A 13,019-nucleotide genomic window follows, 5' to 3' on the forward strand; every position below is an offset into this window, starting at 1 on the left:
CTGCGCCCACCAAAAAGCCGCTGCCGATTGCTCATCGGCAGCGGCTTTTTGTTTGGGACCGGCTACTCTGACTCAGCGGCCGGGGTCAGCTTCAAGACCTTGCCCTCTGCCGAGTCGGTGAGCACGTAAATCGCGCCGTCGGGGCCGACGGTGACCGAGCGCAGGCGTTCTTTCCGGTCGGCGAGCAGGCGCTCCTGTGTTGCGTTGCCGTCATCGTCGACGCTGACCCTTACCAGCACGCGGTGGGCCAGGGCGGTGACCAGCAGGTCGCCCTTCCATTCCTCGAACAGCTCGCCGTCGTACAGCGCCATGCCGGACGGCGCGATGGACGGGGTCCAGTGCAGCACCGGGTCTTCCATGTTCGGGCGTGAGGTGTGGGGTGTGATTTGCGTCCCTGAATATTCGACACCGAAGGTCGCCACCGGCCAGCCATAGTTCTTGCCCGGCTCGATGCGATTCAGCTCGTCGCCGCCGCGCGGGCCGTGTTCGTGCGCCCACAGGGTGTCGCGCGTGTCGTCCCAGACCAACCCCTGCACATTGCGATGGCCGTAGCTGTAGACCTCGGGCGCCTTGTCGGACTCACCAACATAGGGGTTGTCGTCAGGCACGCTGCCGTCGGCGTTGAGCCGCACGATGGTGCCGATGTGGTTGGCCGGGTCCTGCGCCTCGTAGCGGTAGTCGTAGCCGTCGCCCAGGCCCAGCGCCAAGGTGCCGTCGGCCAGCCAAGCCATGCGGCCGCCGTAGTGCACGGCCGTGTCGCGGTTGGGCGCGGCGTCGAAAACCGTCTCCACATCTTCCAGCGCGGTGCCGGTGAAGCGCCCGCGAATGACCCGCGTGGTGTTGGCGTCGCCGTCGCCGTGGGCTAACGACAGGTAGACCCACTTGGAGTCTTCGAAATCTTCGGCCAGCAGAATGTCGAACAGCCCGCCTTGCCGCGCGACATAGGCTTGCGGCACGCCCTCGACGGGGGTGGGGTCCACGGCGCCGTCGCGCCAGACGCGCAGCGCGCCGCTGCGTTCGCTGATCAGCGCGCTGCCGTCGGGCAGAAAGGCCATGGCCCACGGGAAGTCGAGTCCCTCGGCAACGGTTTCGACATTGAGCCGCGGCGCAGCGTGGGCGGTCAGGGCCAGCAGGCTGGTGGCGAGCAGCAGGGCGCGAGCAATCATCGTGGGACTCGGAATGTGGAATGTGGAGGCGAGTTTCAGACTACCAGTCTTGGGTGAATGTTCACCCGCGATGCGCGGTTCCGGGACGAATACGGCATCATCGGCGCCGAATTCGATGCCGGACCGACGATGCCTAACGCAGTCAATGAAGCGCCCGCGATTATTCGCATTCCCACCGCGTTCATCGTGGCCATTGTCGCCACGGCAGTGTCCGCGACGGTCTTGCAGGTGGGTCATTCGACGTCGGTGTTGCGTGAACTGGGGTCGCCGGTCGACACCGGGGAGGCATTGGCGATGCTGATGCACGATCTGGTTGGCTTTGGGCTCAATTTCATGGGCATTGCGGCGGTCGGGTTCGTGATCGCTTTTGTCGTCACGGCGCTGCTGCGGCGGGTCGTTAAGGTGTCGTCGATCAAGCTGCACGGGTTGGCGGGAGCGGTGGCCATCTGGGCAGCGCTGGCCAGCATCCGCGCGCTGACCGGTATTGCGCCCATCCCCGCCAGCCTCGAATGGCCGTGGATGGCGGGGTTGATTGCCAGCGGCGCGCTGGGCGGGCTGCTTTACGGGTTTTTGGCCGCACCCGGCCCTGACGTGCTCACACCGTGAACACGAAGCGACTGCGGTCGAAGCGGACCTGCGGGTAGTAAAGCCCGTCGGCAGCGCGCTCGCCGGCGCCGATGACCATGAGGATGTGCGCGCCGGCCGGCAGCTTGAGCAGCTTGCTGACCCGTTCTTCGTCAAAGCCCTCCATCGCGCAGGTGTCGAAGCCGTGGGCGCGAAAGGCGAGGATCAGGTTTTCGGCGGCCAGCGCGGTGCTCTTCACCGCCCAGACCTTCATCTCGGCGTGGCTGAAAGGACCGCGCATGATGGGGCGGAACTGCCCGACCACCCTGGCCCCCACGCCCTTGACCAGCCCCAGCGCGCCGAGCGGCCCCTGGGTGTACATCAGCGGCACCAGTTTGGCGTAGTAGTCGTTGACGATTTTCGGAATCTTGCCCTTCGGCCAGGTGCTGAGGTTGAGCTTGGCGTTGGCCAGATAGGTGTCGGTGCGCGCCACCACGACAATCAGTTCGGCGGCGGTCTTGGCGGCGTTCTGGCCCAGGCAGGCCTTGACCAGCGCGCGCTTCTTCGCCGGGGTCTGCACCTTGTAGAACGCCCAAGGCTGCAGGTTGGACGAGTTGGGCGCCAGCATGGCCATGTCCAGACAATCTTCCAGCACCGCGGGCGGGATGGCCTTGTCGGTGAAGCGGCGCACCGAGCGTCGGGTGATGACGGTTTGGCGAAAGGCCTCAACATCAATCGGTGGCGGCGCAGGCTCGCTGTAGCGTCCCGGCTTGACGGACGCTGCAGGCGGTTTGGTTGGCTTGGCGGCAGGTCGCGCGCGCGGTCGTTTCGGCGCGGCCGGCTTGTTACGGGTTTCGGTCATGACGACCTCCAGATTGGGGGTCGCGCAGTGTCCCGCAAATCAGCTGCGCTGTTGTGACGTGAACGCCAAGTGTGCGCGTTGGCGCCGGGTGCGGCGCAGTGCGGCGGCTTCCATCACGCCCCACAGCAACATGCCGCCCACCAGGCGCGGCGAGGCATGACGGGTGATATTGCGAATGGCAGTCATCGGGCAGGTCTCCGGGGGCGTGTCCGCGACTATCCGGCGCACGTATGACACGTTGATGACGCGGGCGTGACCGTCAGTGTCAAACGTCTGCCATGTGCTTGCGGCACGATTCGCAAATGACCGGACACCCCCTGGCCGAATTCGACGCGCTCGAAGCCCTGATCGAGCAAGGCCAGCCGCACCTCAAGGTCAAGCGGCTTGGCGCGGTGCAGGCCGGCAGCACGGCACTGCCCCTGATGATGATCACGCTCGGCAGCGACGATCCGCGCAAGCCCGGCATCGGCTTCTTCGGCGGCGTGCACGGTCTGGAGCGCATCGGCGCCGATGTCGTCACCGCTTACCTGCGCTCGTTGGTCATGCGCCTGTCGTGGGACGACGCCCTGCATCACCAGCTTGAACAGGTGCGCATCGTGATCATGCCGCGCGTCAATCCCGGCGGCCTGTGGCTGGGGACGCGGGCCAACCCGCGCGGTGTCGATCTGATGCGCAACGCGCCCATCGAGGCCACCGAGTCGGTGCCGTTCATGGTCGGGGGCCAGCGTCTGAGCGCCGAGATGCCGTGGTATCGCGGCCCGGCCAATGCGCCGATGGAGGTCGAGAGCGCCGCACTGTGTCACGCCGTCGAGCAAGAGTTGCAGCCTCGGCCCTTCAGCCTGACTGTGGATTGCCACTCCGGCTTCGGCCTGCAGGACCGATTGTGGTTTCCCTATGCGCACACCGCGCGGCCAATTCCGCACCTCGCCGAAGTCCATGCGCTCAGCCAGATTTTCGAGCAGACGATGGTGCATCACCGCTACGTGTTCGAGCCGCAAAGCCTGCAGTACCTGACCCACGGCGATCTCTGGGATTACCTGTATCAACGCTCGCTCAAGGCGGCGCAGAACATTTTTCTGCCGCTGACCCTGGAGATGGGCTCGTGGCTGTGGATCAAGAAAAATCCGCGGCAGATGTTCAGCCGGCTGGGCATTTTCAACCCGTTGATCGGCCACCGGCAGGCCCGAGTCATGCGGCGCCAGATTGCCCTGCTCGACTTCTTTACCCATGCCGCCGCCAGCGCCGCCCGCTGGTTGCCGGAAGGCCCGGCGGTTGCCCAGCACGCCGCCATGGCGCAAGCACGCTGGTACAGCGGACGCGGCGCATGAGCGCGCCGCCGTGGCTGTTACTGCGCGGGCTGATGCGCGAAACGCGGCACTGGGGTGACTTTCCGCAACGACTGGCAGAGGCGACGCAGGCCGCGGTGTTCACCCTGGACCTGCCCGGCAACGGGCTGCGATCTCGCGAGGCCAGTCCCAACACCGTCGGTGCCATGGCCGCTGACATCGCCGCGCAGTGGCAACGGCTGAACGGGGCGCCGGTGCGGGTGCTGGCATTGTCATTGGGCGGCATGGTCGCGGTGGAATGGGCGCGGCAGGCGCCGAACACCGTGACCGGGCTGGTGTTGTGCAATACCAGCATGCGCCCGCACGGCGCACCCTGGCAGCGGTTCAGTCTGCGTGCCGTGCCCAGCCTGCTGCGCCTGCTGGTCAGCGCGCCCGACGCCGCAGTGGTCGAGGCCGACATCCTGCGGTTGACCAGCAACCGCGCCGAGGACCATGCGCCGTTAGTGGCCGACTGGGCGCAGTGGCGGCGGCAGTGTCCGGTCGCCGGTCGCAACGTCCTGCGACAGCTCACCGCAGCGGCGTGCTATCGGGCTGATGACGCACCAACGGTACCGACCCGCGTGCTCTGCTCGGCGAGCGATCGTCTGGTCTCGTCAGCCTGCTCCGAACGGCTTGCGGCGGCGTGGCAGGTGCCCATTGCCATGCATCCCGACGCCGGGCATGACCTGCCGCTGGATGCGCCCGATTGGGTGATCGGGGAACTGCGGCGTGCCTCTCGGGTCGATTGATTCGGGTACTGTGTGGGGTATGTCCGTGAGATCTGGATTCATCGAGTGTGGCGTTGGCCTTGTCTGGCTCACCTGCGCGTTTGCCGTGCAGGCCAGCGCCCAACCCGAACTGCTCATGGTGTCGGACCCTGCCTGCGGCACCTGCCGCCTGTTCGAGCAACAGGTGGGCGCGATCTATGACCGCACCGACGAGGCCGCGTGTCTGCCGCTGCGCCGTGTCGACCGGGAGGCCCCTGAATTGAGTCAGTGGGGTTTCGATCCGGCCACTACGCGCACCCCGACGTTTCTGGTCGTTCAGGACGATGTTGAACTCGGGCGATTCGACGGCTACAGCAGCGATGAACTGTTCTGGATGAGCCTTGCCAATCTGGTGCAGGACCTGCCCGCTGACAGCGCCGCCGCCTGTCAGGGCTTGAGGTAAGCGAACCCCTGCTGCTGCAATCGCGTGATCTCGACCACCCCGGACGGCACCCGCGTCACATCAGGGTGTACGTCGTCGGGGTCGATTTGCCGCGAGGTCAGGGTGTTGTCGCAGACCTTGAACTCAACCCCGGCGAATATCAGGTCGTCGATCATGGGTTCGTAGGGATTCTTCCGCTCGTCCATGGCGCCGTCGAGCAGAAAGTCGACGCCGTGCCCCAGCGCCACCACCACGATGCGGGTGTCGGGCGCCGCCTTGAGCTGGTTGGTGATGTTGCGGAAGGCGGCTATCGCACGGGTGTGGTCATCAACGTGGTAGACGACGCTGGGTTTGGCGGCAGCGTCTTCGGCCATGGCAGGCAGGGCAAGCACCATGAGTGTGGCAAACATGAAGACGGTGAAGCGGCGAATAACATGCGTCATGGTGGGCTCCTGGCTGGGGTCGTCGGTCACTGCAACGACTCGGCTTCAAGTTCAAGGAAAACGCTGTAGGCGTTGCGGCGGTGCGCGGCGTCGAACAAGGGCATGACAGAAAAGGCCTGCCAGTCAATTGAGGCGAACGCTTCGTCAAAGCTCATCATGTTGTTGACGGCCTCGCCCAGGTGGCTGCGCAAGTAGCGGATGTAGGTTTGCGTGGCGCGCAGGTCATCGCTGACCGCCGTCGAGGCGGGCCCGTGGCCGGGCACGACCACCGACGCATCGGCTTGTGCAATGGTCTCCAGCGCCGTGAGCCATGCGGCGGTATTGCCATCGACGACAAACGGAATGCGCCCGGTGAAGAACAGGTCGCCGGCAAACAGGACCCCTTCGCTGGGTACGCGCAGCATCAGGTCGCCGGGGGCGTGCGCGCCACCACCGCCGATGATCTCGAACTGGCGATCGCCTAGCGTCAAGGTGTGCACGTCGCCGGCAGCCAGCGTCAGCCAGCGGGTGGCAGGCACCAGCCGGGTGTCGGCATTGACCCACGGCGCCAGGCTTTCTCGGCGCTCGGCGAGACGCTCGGTGGCCGCGTCGGAGTCTAGATACGCCTTGCCGGCCTCATGGGCCCAGATGGTGGCGCCTGCGTCGGCAAAGACTTGCAGCCCGTAAACGTGGTCCGCGTGATAGTGGCTGACCACCACATGCCGGACCGGTGCGTCGGTGCGCTCGGCAATGGCGGCCAACATCGCACGTGCCAGTGCCGGTGTGGCCAGGGCGTCGAACACGACCACGCCGTCCGGGGTGATGACAAAGCCGGCGTTGCTCATGAAGCCGCGGTTGTCGGCACTCGCCATGCCGGCCTCGCCCTCGAAGTAACCGGCGTGGGCGCTGATCATGATCGGCGTCAGGCGCAGCGTCGGTTGTTCGTCGCCGCTGGCCCCGGAACGGGTAAATACCATGACACTGGCAAGCGCGGCGAGCAGGGCCGCGACAAGGGATAAAGTCGATTGACGGCTCATGCCGACACTATACCCATCGGGGTACGGCATGACGCAAGCTGCGGCCTTGCCGCCGGACCCGCGACGAATCAGGCGTACTTGGCCAGCAGCCGGGTCTTTTCAGCGATGCGTTGGCACAACACGCTGTTGTTGGGGGCGTCGTTGACGTCCATCTCAAGGCTGCACGCCATCATTTCGTAGAACGCGCGATCCAGCGCCTTGCGGGCGGCAGCGAGCTGCTGGGCGATGGCTTCGCAGGGTTGCTCGTCCTCCATCATGGCCAGTACCCCGCGAATCTGGCCCTCGACCCGACGCAGTCGATTCATGACCTCCTGCTCGTGCGGTCGCTTGTGTGTGGCCGCTGCGGGGGCCTTGCTGGCGCGTGCACGCGCCGCCTTCGGTTTGGCGGCCACCGGGATGGCGACGGATTGGTTCGCTGCTTTGCCCATGAAATGTCCTCGAACAGTCGCGTCGGGTCGGATCGATGTCGATCAGGCCGAGGAGGCCTAGATGCGACACCCCCGAGTGTAATGCGTTTCAGGCCCTTTGCAGAGGCACATTCGGCGCCAGCGCGGCCTGCGGCGACAGCGCGTGCGCAGCCTCAAAGGCCGTGACTCAGGACGCGTGAGTTGACCGTCATACCCATGGTGGTATAGTCCAAGATACCCAAGCGGGTACCGTATTAAGCAAACACAGTGCGAGGAGATAACAGTGATTAATGACGCGACGATGAGCGCGCAGTGTCCGGGGTGGTCAGTGACCAAAATCATGTTGGGAGGGTGCCCATGAACGGCGCGCCCAAACCGCTGTGGAACCCCTACGTCGCCGGCACACTGCTGGGCTTGGGTCTTCTGATGACATTCGTGCTCACCGGGCATGGCCTTGGCGCCAGTGGCTTCACGACTTCGCTCGCCGCCTCGGCCGCGCACGTCGTGGCACCGGAAACGGTTGAGACCAACAGTTACTTCGGGTCCATGTTCGCAGACGGTGGAAACCCCCTGAACTCATGGATCACCTGGCAGGTGATTGGCGTGGCTATCGGTGCGCTGTTTGCCGCGCTGTCGGCGCGGCGCTTCCGCTGGACCGTGGATGGCCCCACCAAGCTCAGCAGCGCCAAGAAGCTGGCGCTGGCGCTGGTGGGCGGCATGATTGCCGGCCTGGGCGCGAGGATCGCGCTGGGCTGTACCAGCGGTCTGGGCTTGTCGGGCGCCGCCACGTTGGCGTCGGCGGGCTTTCTGTTCCTGATGGGTTTCTTTGCCACCGGGGCCGCGTTCGGCCTCATCATGAAGAGGTTCTACGCATGAGCTTTCCCCTCGAATTCACCGGCATTCTCAGTGGCCTGCTCTGCGGCCTGGTGTTTGGTTTTGCCCTGGAGCGCGCCGGCTTTGCCAGCGCCTGCAACCTGACGGCGCAACTGCGGTTCAAGGACTGGCGGGTGTTCAAGGTGATGTTCACCGCCATCATCGTCGCCGCGTTTGGCCTGTTCTTTTTGCAGGCGGGTGGGGTGATGGCGAAGAACGACATTTACATTCCCACCGTGTTCCTGTGGGCGACGCTGCTCGGCGGCGTCGGCGTGGGTGCCGGCATGGCCGTGGGTGGCTACTGCCCGGGGACCTCGGTGGTCGGGTTCGTGTCGGGCAAGATCGACGGGCTGGTGTTCTTTATCGGTCTGGCCCTGGGTACCTACGTGTTTGCCGGCGCCTATGAGGCCATCGCGCCGATTCTTGAGGCGGTGCCCGGACCCACGGCGCAGACCGTTCCCGAGCTGCTCAACCTGCCGACGATTGTCGTGCTGCTGATGTTGCTGGCCTGTCTGGTCGGCGTCGGTTGGATGACGCGTGACAAGAAGCCCGCCGCAACTGCTGCGTCAGCTGCGGCGCCTGCCGGCGCGACGGCGCAGGCCTCCTGAGCCGCGCTCGCCCCTCTTTTTAACTAAGGACTCGAACCGATGAAACGTCACCCCGGCAGCAGCAAATCGTTGGCCCACGCGGTCGCCATGCTCGGCCTGGCCATGGGCGCCGTCGTGCCCATGGCGGGCTGCTCGTCCGACAACCCGGGCAATGACCTGCCCGATGCCGAGACGACCAACGCCAACCAGGGCGCGGATGAAGGCGGCGCGACCAACCCTTGCGCGGTCAAAAAGAAGAAGAAGACTGGCCCCTGCGCAGTGGGTGGTTAGACACGCTGCCCCGGTGTCGCGTGTCGGCCCAGCGTCTTCGCAGCCGTCGTCCATGCTGACGCCCCCACAGCGTGAGCGCGCGGCAGATGGCCTGTCACAGTTGATTGCGCGGACGCATCAGTGGGCGATCAAGGGGCGCACCGTGCTCACTGAAATGCTGCAAGGCGAACCCACCCCGAAGGCTTGGCAGCACTGGCCGAATGATGATGCACACGACCGCCAGACCGGCTTCCGCTGGTTTTATCACGCGCATGCCAGCGGTGGACGCACGCGCGGCGAACACGGTCACTTTCATCTGTTTGCCGACACGCACGAAGCTGAGCGGGTCACGCATCTGGTCGCTGTCTCCGTCGATGCACGCGGTTTGCCCTGTGGTCTGTTCGCGCCCAACCGTTGGGTGACCGACGAGCACTGGTCCAGCGCCGCCTTCGTGATTGAACGACTGGCTGTATTCGAATTGCGCGCACCCGACGTCCTGCGGCCGGTTCACCAGTGGCTGGCGTGGCTGGTCGGTGCCTTTGGTCCACAAATAGAAGCCGTGCTGCACGCGCGGGATGAACGCTTGGCCGAGCTGCGACTGCGACTGCGTTCCGACGTGCCTGAAGACCGCCGAATCGCGGTGCTGAGTCGATGCCCGATCAGCCTCGCGACGCAGGCGCACCACCTGGACCGCTGGCGCGGCCTGCGACTCACCTAAAGGAGAAGGTCATGTTCAATCGCTGGAGTTTGAAGCTGGGGCTGTGGGTTGCGCTGTGCGCGCCCGGGCTCACCGTGGCGGCGACCCTGCCCGGGCCGGTGGTCGATGTGGCGTGGCTCAAGGCCCATCTTGACCAGGTGGTGGTGCTGGACGTGCGCAGTGATCCGTCCTCGTGGACCGTCGCGCCAGAGTTTCACACCGACCCGAAATCGGGGAAGAAGACGCTCGCCTACGCAGGCGGGCACATTGAAGGCGCGTTGAGGGTGGACTTCAACAAGGCCCGGGTGGATCGCACTGTAGAGGGCAAGAAGATCAGCAAGCTGGTGCCCGACGCCGCGCAGGTGCAGGCGCTGATGCGCGAAAGCGGCCTGCGCAAGGGGCGGCCCATCGTCATCACGTCGATTGGTGAAGCGCCGTTCGAGATCGAGGAAGCCGCACGTTTGTACTGGACGCTGAAGCTCTACGGCGCCGATGCGCTGGCGGTGCTCGATGGCGGCAACGCGGCGTGGTTGCAGGCCGGCCTGCCCATCAGCACGGCGGCCTCTAAGCCGACCGCAGGCGACTGGGAGGCCCGACCGCTGCGCAGCGACATGCTGGCAGAGGTGGCCGACGTCGAGCAGGCGATCAAGACCAAGGTTCAGATCGTCGATGCGAGGCCGCTGCCGCAGTTTCTGGGGCTGAGCTTCAAGCGGCCCTCGGTCATGGCCGGCGGCCATTTGCCCGAAGCCCGCAACCTGCCGACTGACGTGCGGTTTCGTGCGCAAGGCGTGGCCCAGCATTTCCTGACAACTGAAGAGTATCGCGGCGTGTTTGCCGCGCAAAGCATCGTCGTTGATCGCCCCACGGTCACCTACTGCAACACCGGGCACATGGCGGCGGGCAGTTGGTTCATCCAAAGCGAGATTCTCGGCAATCAACAGGTTCGTTTGTATGACGGATCGATGCACGAATGGACCACGCTGGGGCGCCCGGTGGTGGGGCTGGGCAGCTGAGTCATCGCTGCGGCAATCCTTAGTGATCTGGTACCGGTAGGGGTATACAGGGTGATCGGAAAAGTGTACGGTGCAGGGTATCAATACAACTGAGTGCGGAGCCCGCAGTCAGCGAACAGCACCGCAGGTTCCGGCAGGCGTCACCACAGAACGCCGCGAGGAGGAGAAAGGTTTAATGAGCACCGAAGATCGCCAGCCAGGTCGCGTCCGCAAGGCGCCGGAGAACTTTCTCGCGCCGACGTTCCTGCAGGAACTGCGCAAGGAAGGCATCAACGAAGACCGGCGTAATTTCATCCGCAAGAGCTTTCTTGCCGCCGGCGCGGCGCTGGCCAGCGCGCCGTTGGCGAGCAGCTTTGCAGCACAGGGTGATCCCGAGATTCTCAACCTACCGCCGTGGACCAAGATGTTGGGCAATCCGGTGGCGATGCGGCCTTACGGCCAGCCCTCGAAGTACGAGGCAAACCTGGTGCGGCGCGAGTCGCCCGGGCTGGCCAGCGTGCCGCAGGCTTCGGTGGCGTTTACGCCCTTGCAGGGCATGTTCGGCATCATCACGCCGTCGGGTCTGCACTTCGAGCGCCACCATCAGGGCTGGGTGGACATCGACCCCGCGCGCCACCGGCTGATGATCAACGGCCTGGTCAAGCGGCCGCGGGTGTACACCATGGATGACCTGCTGCGTCTGCCGTCGGTGTCGCGCATCCACTGGCTGGAATGCGGTGCCAACGGGGCCATGGAGTGGGGCAACGTCGCGGTGCCCACGGTGCAGTACACCCACGGCATGTTGTCGGGGTCGGAATTCACCGGCGTGCTGCTTTCCACCCTGCTCGACGACGCCGGATTTGATCGAGCGCAGGCCAAATACATCCTCGCGGAAGGCGCCGATGGCTCCAGCATGACCCGCACCATCGACATCGATCGCGCGCTGGATGACGCGATGGTCGCCTACGGCATGAATGGCGAAATGCTGCGGCCCGAGAACGGCTATCCGCTGCGGCTGGTGGTACCGGGCGTGCAAGGCGTGTCGTGGGTCAAATGGCTGCGGCGACTCGAGGTCGGTGACAAGCCTTACGCAACTAAAGATGAAGCTTCGCATTATCTGGATTTGATGCCCGACGGCATGCATCGGCAGTACACGTCGATCCACGAGGCCAAGTCGGTGATCACCAGCCCGTCCGGCGGACAGGTGCTGCTAAATAAAGGGTTTTACAACGTGACCGGCCTGGCCTGGACCGGTCGTGGCAGCATCAAAAAGGTTGATGTGTCGTTCGATGGCGGTAAGAACTGGCGCACGGCGCGGTTGGAAAATCCCGTATTGCCCAAGGCGCTGACACGCTTCAACGTGGACTGGGTCTGGGACGGCAGCCCGGCGATTTTGCAAAGCCGCGCGGTGGACAGCACCGGCTATGTGCAGCCGACCTATACCCAGTTGCGTGACGTGCGGGGCACGCGCTCGGTCTACCACAACAACGCCATTCAATCGTGGCGCGTCGCCGAGTCGGGCGACGTGTCCAACGTCCACGCATGAGGTCGACCATGCGCAACCTGCCCCTATTGATGCTGAGTTTATGCAGTCTGGTCGCGTGTTCCGGCGAGAGTGGCGAGCGCGATGCCGCACCAGCGGCCCAAAACGCTGCATCGCGCCCGGCTTCATCCAGCCCTGGCGGATACCTCAATGTCGGCCGCGATGCGATGCCCGACGAAGTGGCGGCGTGGGACATTGACGTTCGCCCTGACTTCGAGGGTCTGCCGCCCGGCAAGGGCGACGTCTACACCGGTGAAGAACTGTGGATCGAAAAATGTTCCTCCTGCCACGGCGACTTTGGCGACGCCAATCACGTGTTCGTGCCGCTGATCGGTAATACGACTGCCGAGGACATCGAGACCGGCGTCGTGGCGTCGCTGGCGTCGGGCGGCGCGGTGCGCACCACCTTCACCAAGGTCGCCACCGTGTCCACGCTGTGGGACTACATCCATCGCGCCATGCCGTGGGATGCACCCAAGTCGCTGAGCCCGGACGAGGTGTACGCGCTGCTCGCCTACATGCTCAACCTGGCCGAGATTGTGCCCATGGACTTCGAGCTGTCGGACCAGAACATCGCCGAGGTGCAGGCGCGCATGCCCAACCGCAACGGCATGACTCGGGAGCACGGCTTGTGGGACATCGACGGCACGCCCGACACGAACAACACCGACTGCATGAGTGACTGCACCGAATCGGTGGAGGTGCTCTCGGAGCTGCCCGACTACGCCCGGTCTGCTCACGGCAACCTGGCCGACCAGAACCGCACCTGGGGCCCGATTCGCGGCGCCGTCACCCTTGCAGAAGGCGAAGTGCCCGAATCGGCAGAAGACCCTGCGCCGCAGGGTGATGCCGCCGCTGACGAGTCCATGGTCGAACTGCTGGCCGCCAACGGCTGCACTGCCTGCCATGGCGTTGACCGAAAAATCGTGGGCCCGGGATTCAACGAAATCGCCGGAAAATACGCAGGCCAGGACGATGCCGAAGCCTATCTGGCCAGCAAGATCGTCGAGGGTGGCGGCGGCGTCTGGGGCGCGATTCCCATGCCGCCACAACCCCATCTTTCGGAGTCCGATGCGCAGGCCATTGCCGCGTGGTTGGCCCGCGCAACACCCTGAATTCAGCCGA

17 protein-coding genes are annotated in these 13,019 nt (G+C 65.1%); 11 read left to right on the forward strand and 6 right to left on the reverse strand.

Going from position 1 to position 13,019, the window contains the following annotated elements:
* Nucleotides 1–62 precede the first annotated feature (62 nt).
* Nucleotides 63–1,166 (reverse strand): PQQ-dependent sugar dehydrogenase, encoded by a 1,104-nt coding sequence (locus U741_RS0104905; RefSeq protein ID WP_029889373.1) that lies wholly within the window; start codon nt 1,164–1,166, stop codon nt 63–65.
* Nucleotides 1,167–1,223: 57 nt separating this feature from the next.
* Here U741_RS0104905 and U741_RS0104910 point away from each other — a divergent pair, with 57 nt between their 5' ends.
* Entirely contained in the window at nt 1,224–1,772 is a 549-nt protein-coding gene (locus U741_RS0104910) for a hypothetical protein (protein WP_029889374.1), read from the forward strand.
* On the opposite strand, the gene U741_RS0104915 is transcribed toward U741_RS0104910, so the two are convergent.
* Complete coding sequence (locus U741_RS0104915) at nt 1,762–2,592, reverse strand: nitroreductase family protein (RefSeq protein ID WP_084154664.1); 831 nt, start codon at nt 2,590–2,592, stop codon at nt 1,762–1,764. The two genes, U741_RS0104910 and U741_RS0104915, sit on opposite strands and share 11 nt — an antisense overlap.
* A gap of 39 nt (nt 2,593–2,631) precedes the next feature.
* Entirely contained in the window at nt 2,632–2,778 is a 147-nt protein-coding gene (locus U741_RS19410) for a hypothetical protein (RefSeq protein WP_161776120.1), read from the reverse strand.
* Between the two features lie 116 nt (nt 2,779–2,894).
* Here U741_RS19410 and U741_RS0104925 point away from each other — a divergent pair, with 116 nt between their 5' ends.
* Genes U741_RS0104925 through U741_RS17670 form a run of 3 tightly spaced genes read left to right on the forward strand, consistent with a single transcriptional unit; the run spans nt 2,895 to nt 5,087 of the window.
* A complete protein-coding gene (locus U741_RS0104925; RefSeq protein WP_029889376.1) occupies nt 2,895–3,920 on the forward strand; it encodes a M14 family zinc carboxypeptidase in 1,026 nt (341 codons plus the stop codon).
* Entirely contained in the window at nt 3,917–4,666 is a 750-nt protein-coding gene (locus U741_RS0104930; protein WP_029889377.1) for an alpha/beta fold hydrolase, read from the forward strand. Before U741_RS0104925 ends, U741_RS0104930 begins: the two co-directional genes overlap by 4 nt.
* Before the next feature lie 25 nt (nt 4,667–4,691).
* Entirely contained in the window at nt 4,692–5,087 is a 396-nt protein-coding gene (locus U741_RS17670) for a thioredoxin family protein (protein WP_152551497.1), read from the forward strand.
* Here U741_RS17670 and U741_RS0104940 read toward each other — a convergent pair.
* The 3 genes from U741_RS0104940 to U741_RS0104950 all read right to left on the reverse strand — a co-directional run bounded on the left by U741_RS0104940 (nt 5,072) and on the right by U741_RS0104950 (nt 6,953).
* Complete coding sequence (locus U741_RS0104940) at nt 5,072–5,509, reverse strand: DsrE family protein (RefSeq protein WP_029889379.1); 438 nt, start codon at nt 5,507–5,509, stop codon at nt 5,072–5,074. The genes U741_RS17670 and U741_RS0104940 overlap by 16 nt on opposite strands.
* A 26-nt stretch (nt 5,510–5,535) precedes the next feature.
* Nucleotides 5,536–6,465 carry an MBL fold metallo-hydrolase gene (locus U741_RS0104945; RefSeq protein WP_200872677.1) on the reverse strand — a complete coding sequence of 310 codons (930 nt, stop codon included), beginning with the start codon at nt 6,463–6,465 and terminating at the stop codon, nt 5,536–5,538.
* Nucleotides 6,466–6,593: 128 nt separating this feature from the next.
* On the reverse strand, nt 6,594–6,953 hold the full coding sequence (locus U741_RS0104950; RefSeq protein ID WP_084154665.1) for a metal-sensitive transcriptional regulator: 360 nt from the start codon (nt 6,951–6,953) through the stop codon (nt 6,594–6,596).
* Nucleotides 6,954–7,289: 336 nt separating this feature from the next.
* Here U741_RS0104950 and U741_RS0104955 point away from each other — a divergent pair, with 336 nt between their 5' ends.
* From U741_RS0104955 to U741_RS0104985, 7 genes are all read left to right on the forward strand, one after another.
* Nucleotides 7,290–7,808 (forward strand): YeeE/YedE thiosulfate transporter family protein, encoded by a 519-nt coding sequence (locus U741_RS0104955; RefSeq protein WP_029889382.1) that lies wholly within the window; start codon nt 7,290–7,292, stop codon nt 7,806–7,808.
* Complete coding sequence (locus U741_RS0104960; protein WP_029889383.1) at nt 7,805–8,413, forward strand: YeeE/YedE thiosulfate transporter family protein; 609 nt, start codon at nt 7,805–7,807, stop codon at nt 8,411–8,413. The genes U741_RS0104955 and U741_RS0104960 overlap by 4 nt, the downstream gene beginning before the upstream one ends.
* Nucleotides 8,414–8,452: 39 nt before the next feature.
* Nucleotides 8,453–8,683: a hypothetical protein gene (locus tag U741_RS0104965; RefSeq protein ID WP_029889384.1), complete on the forward strand. Its 231-nt coding sequence runs from the start codon at nt 8,453–8,455 to the stop codon at nt 8,681–8,683.
* A gap of 52 nt (nt 8,684–8,735) precedes the next feature.
* Nucleotides 8,736–9,380 (forward strand): DUF6969 family protein, encoded by a 645-nt coding sequence (locus U741_RS0104970; protein WP_052378505.1) that lies wholly within the window; start codon nt 8,736–8,738, stop codon nt 9,378–9,380.
* 11 nt (nt 9,381–9,391) lie between these two features.
* Entirely contained in the window at nt 9,392–10,372 is a 981-nt protein-coding gene (locus U741_RS0104975) for a sulfurtransferase (RefSeq protein WP_029889386.1), read from the forward strand.
* A gap of 175 nt (nt 10,373–10,547) precedes the next feature.
* On the forward strand, nt 10,548–11,897 hold the full coding sequence (gene soxC, locus U741_RS0104980) for a sulfite dehydrogenase (RefSeq protein WP_029889387.1): 1,350 nt from the start codon (nt 10,548–10,550) through the stop codon (nt 11,895–11,897).
* 29 nt (nt 11,898–11,926) lie between these two features.
* A complete protein-coding gene (locus U741_RS0104985) occupies nt 11,927–13,009 on the forward strand; it encodes a c-type cytochrome (protein ID WP_052378974.1) in 1,083 nt (360 codons plus the stop codon).
* Nucleotides 13,010–13,019: the final 10 nt, after the last annotated feature.

This window comes from Polycyclovorans algicola TG408 (assembly GCF_000711245.1).
GTDB lineage: Bacteria > Pseudomonadota > Gammaproteobacteria > Nevskiales > Nevskiaceae > Polycyclovorans > Polycyclovorans algicola.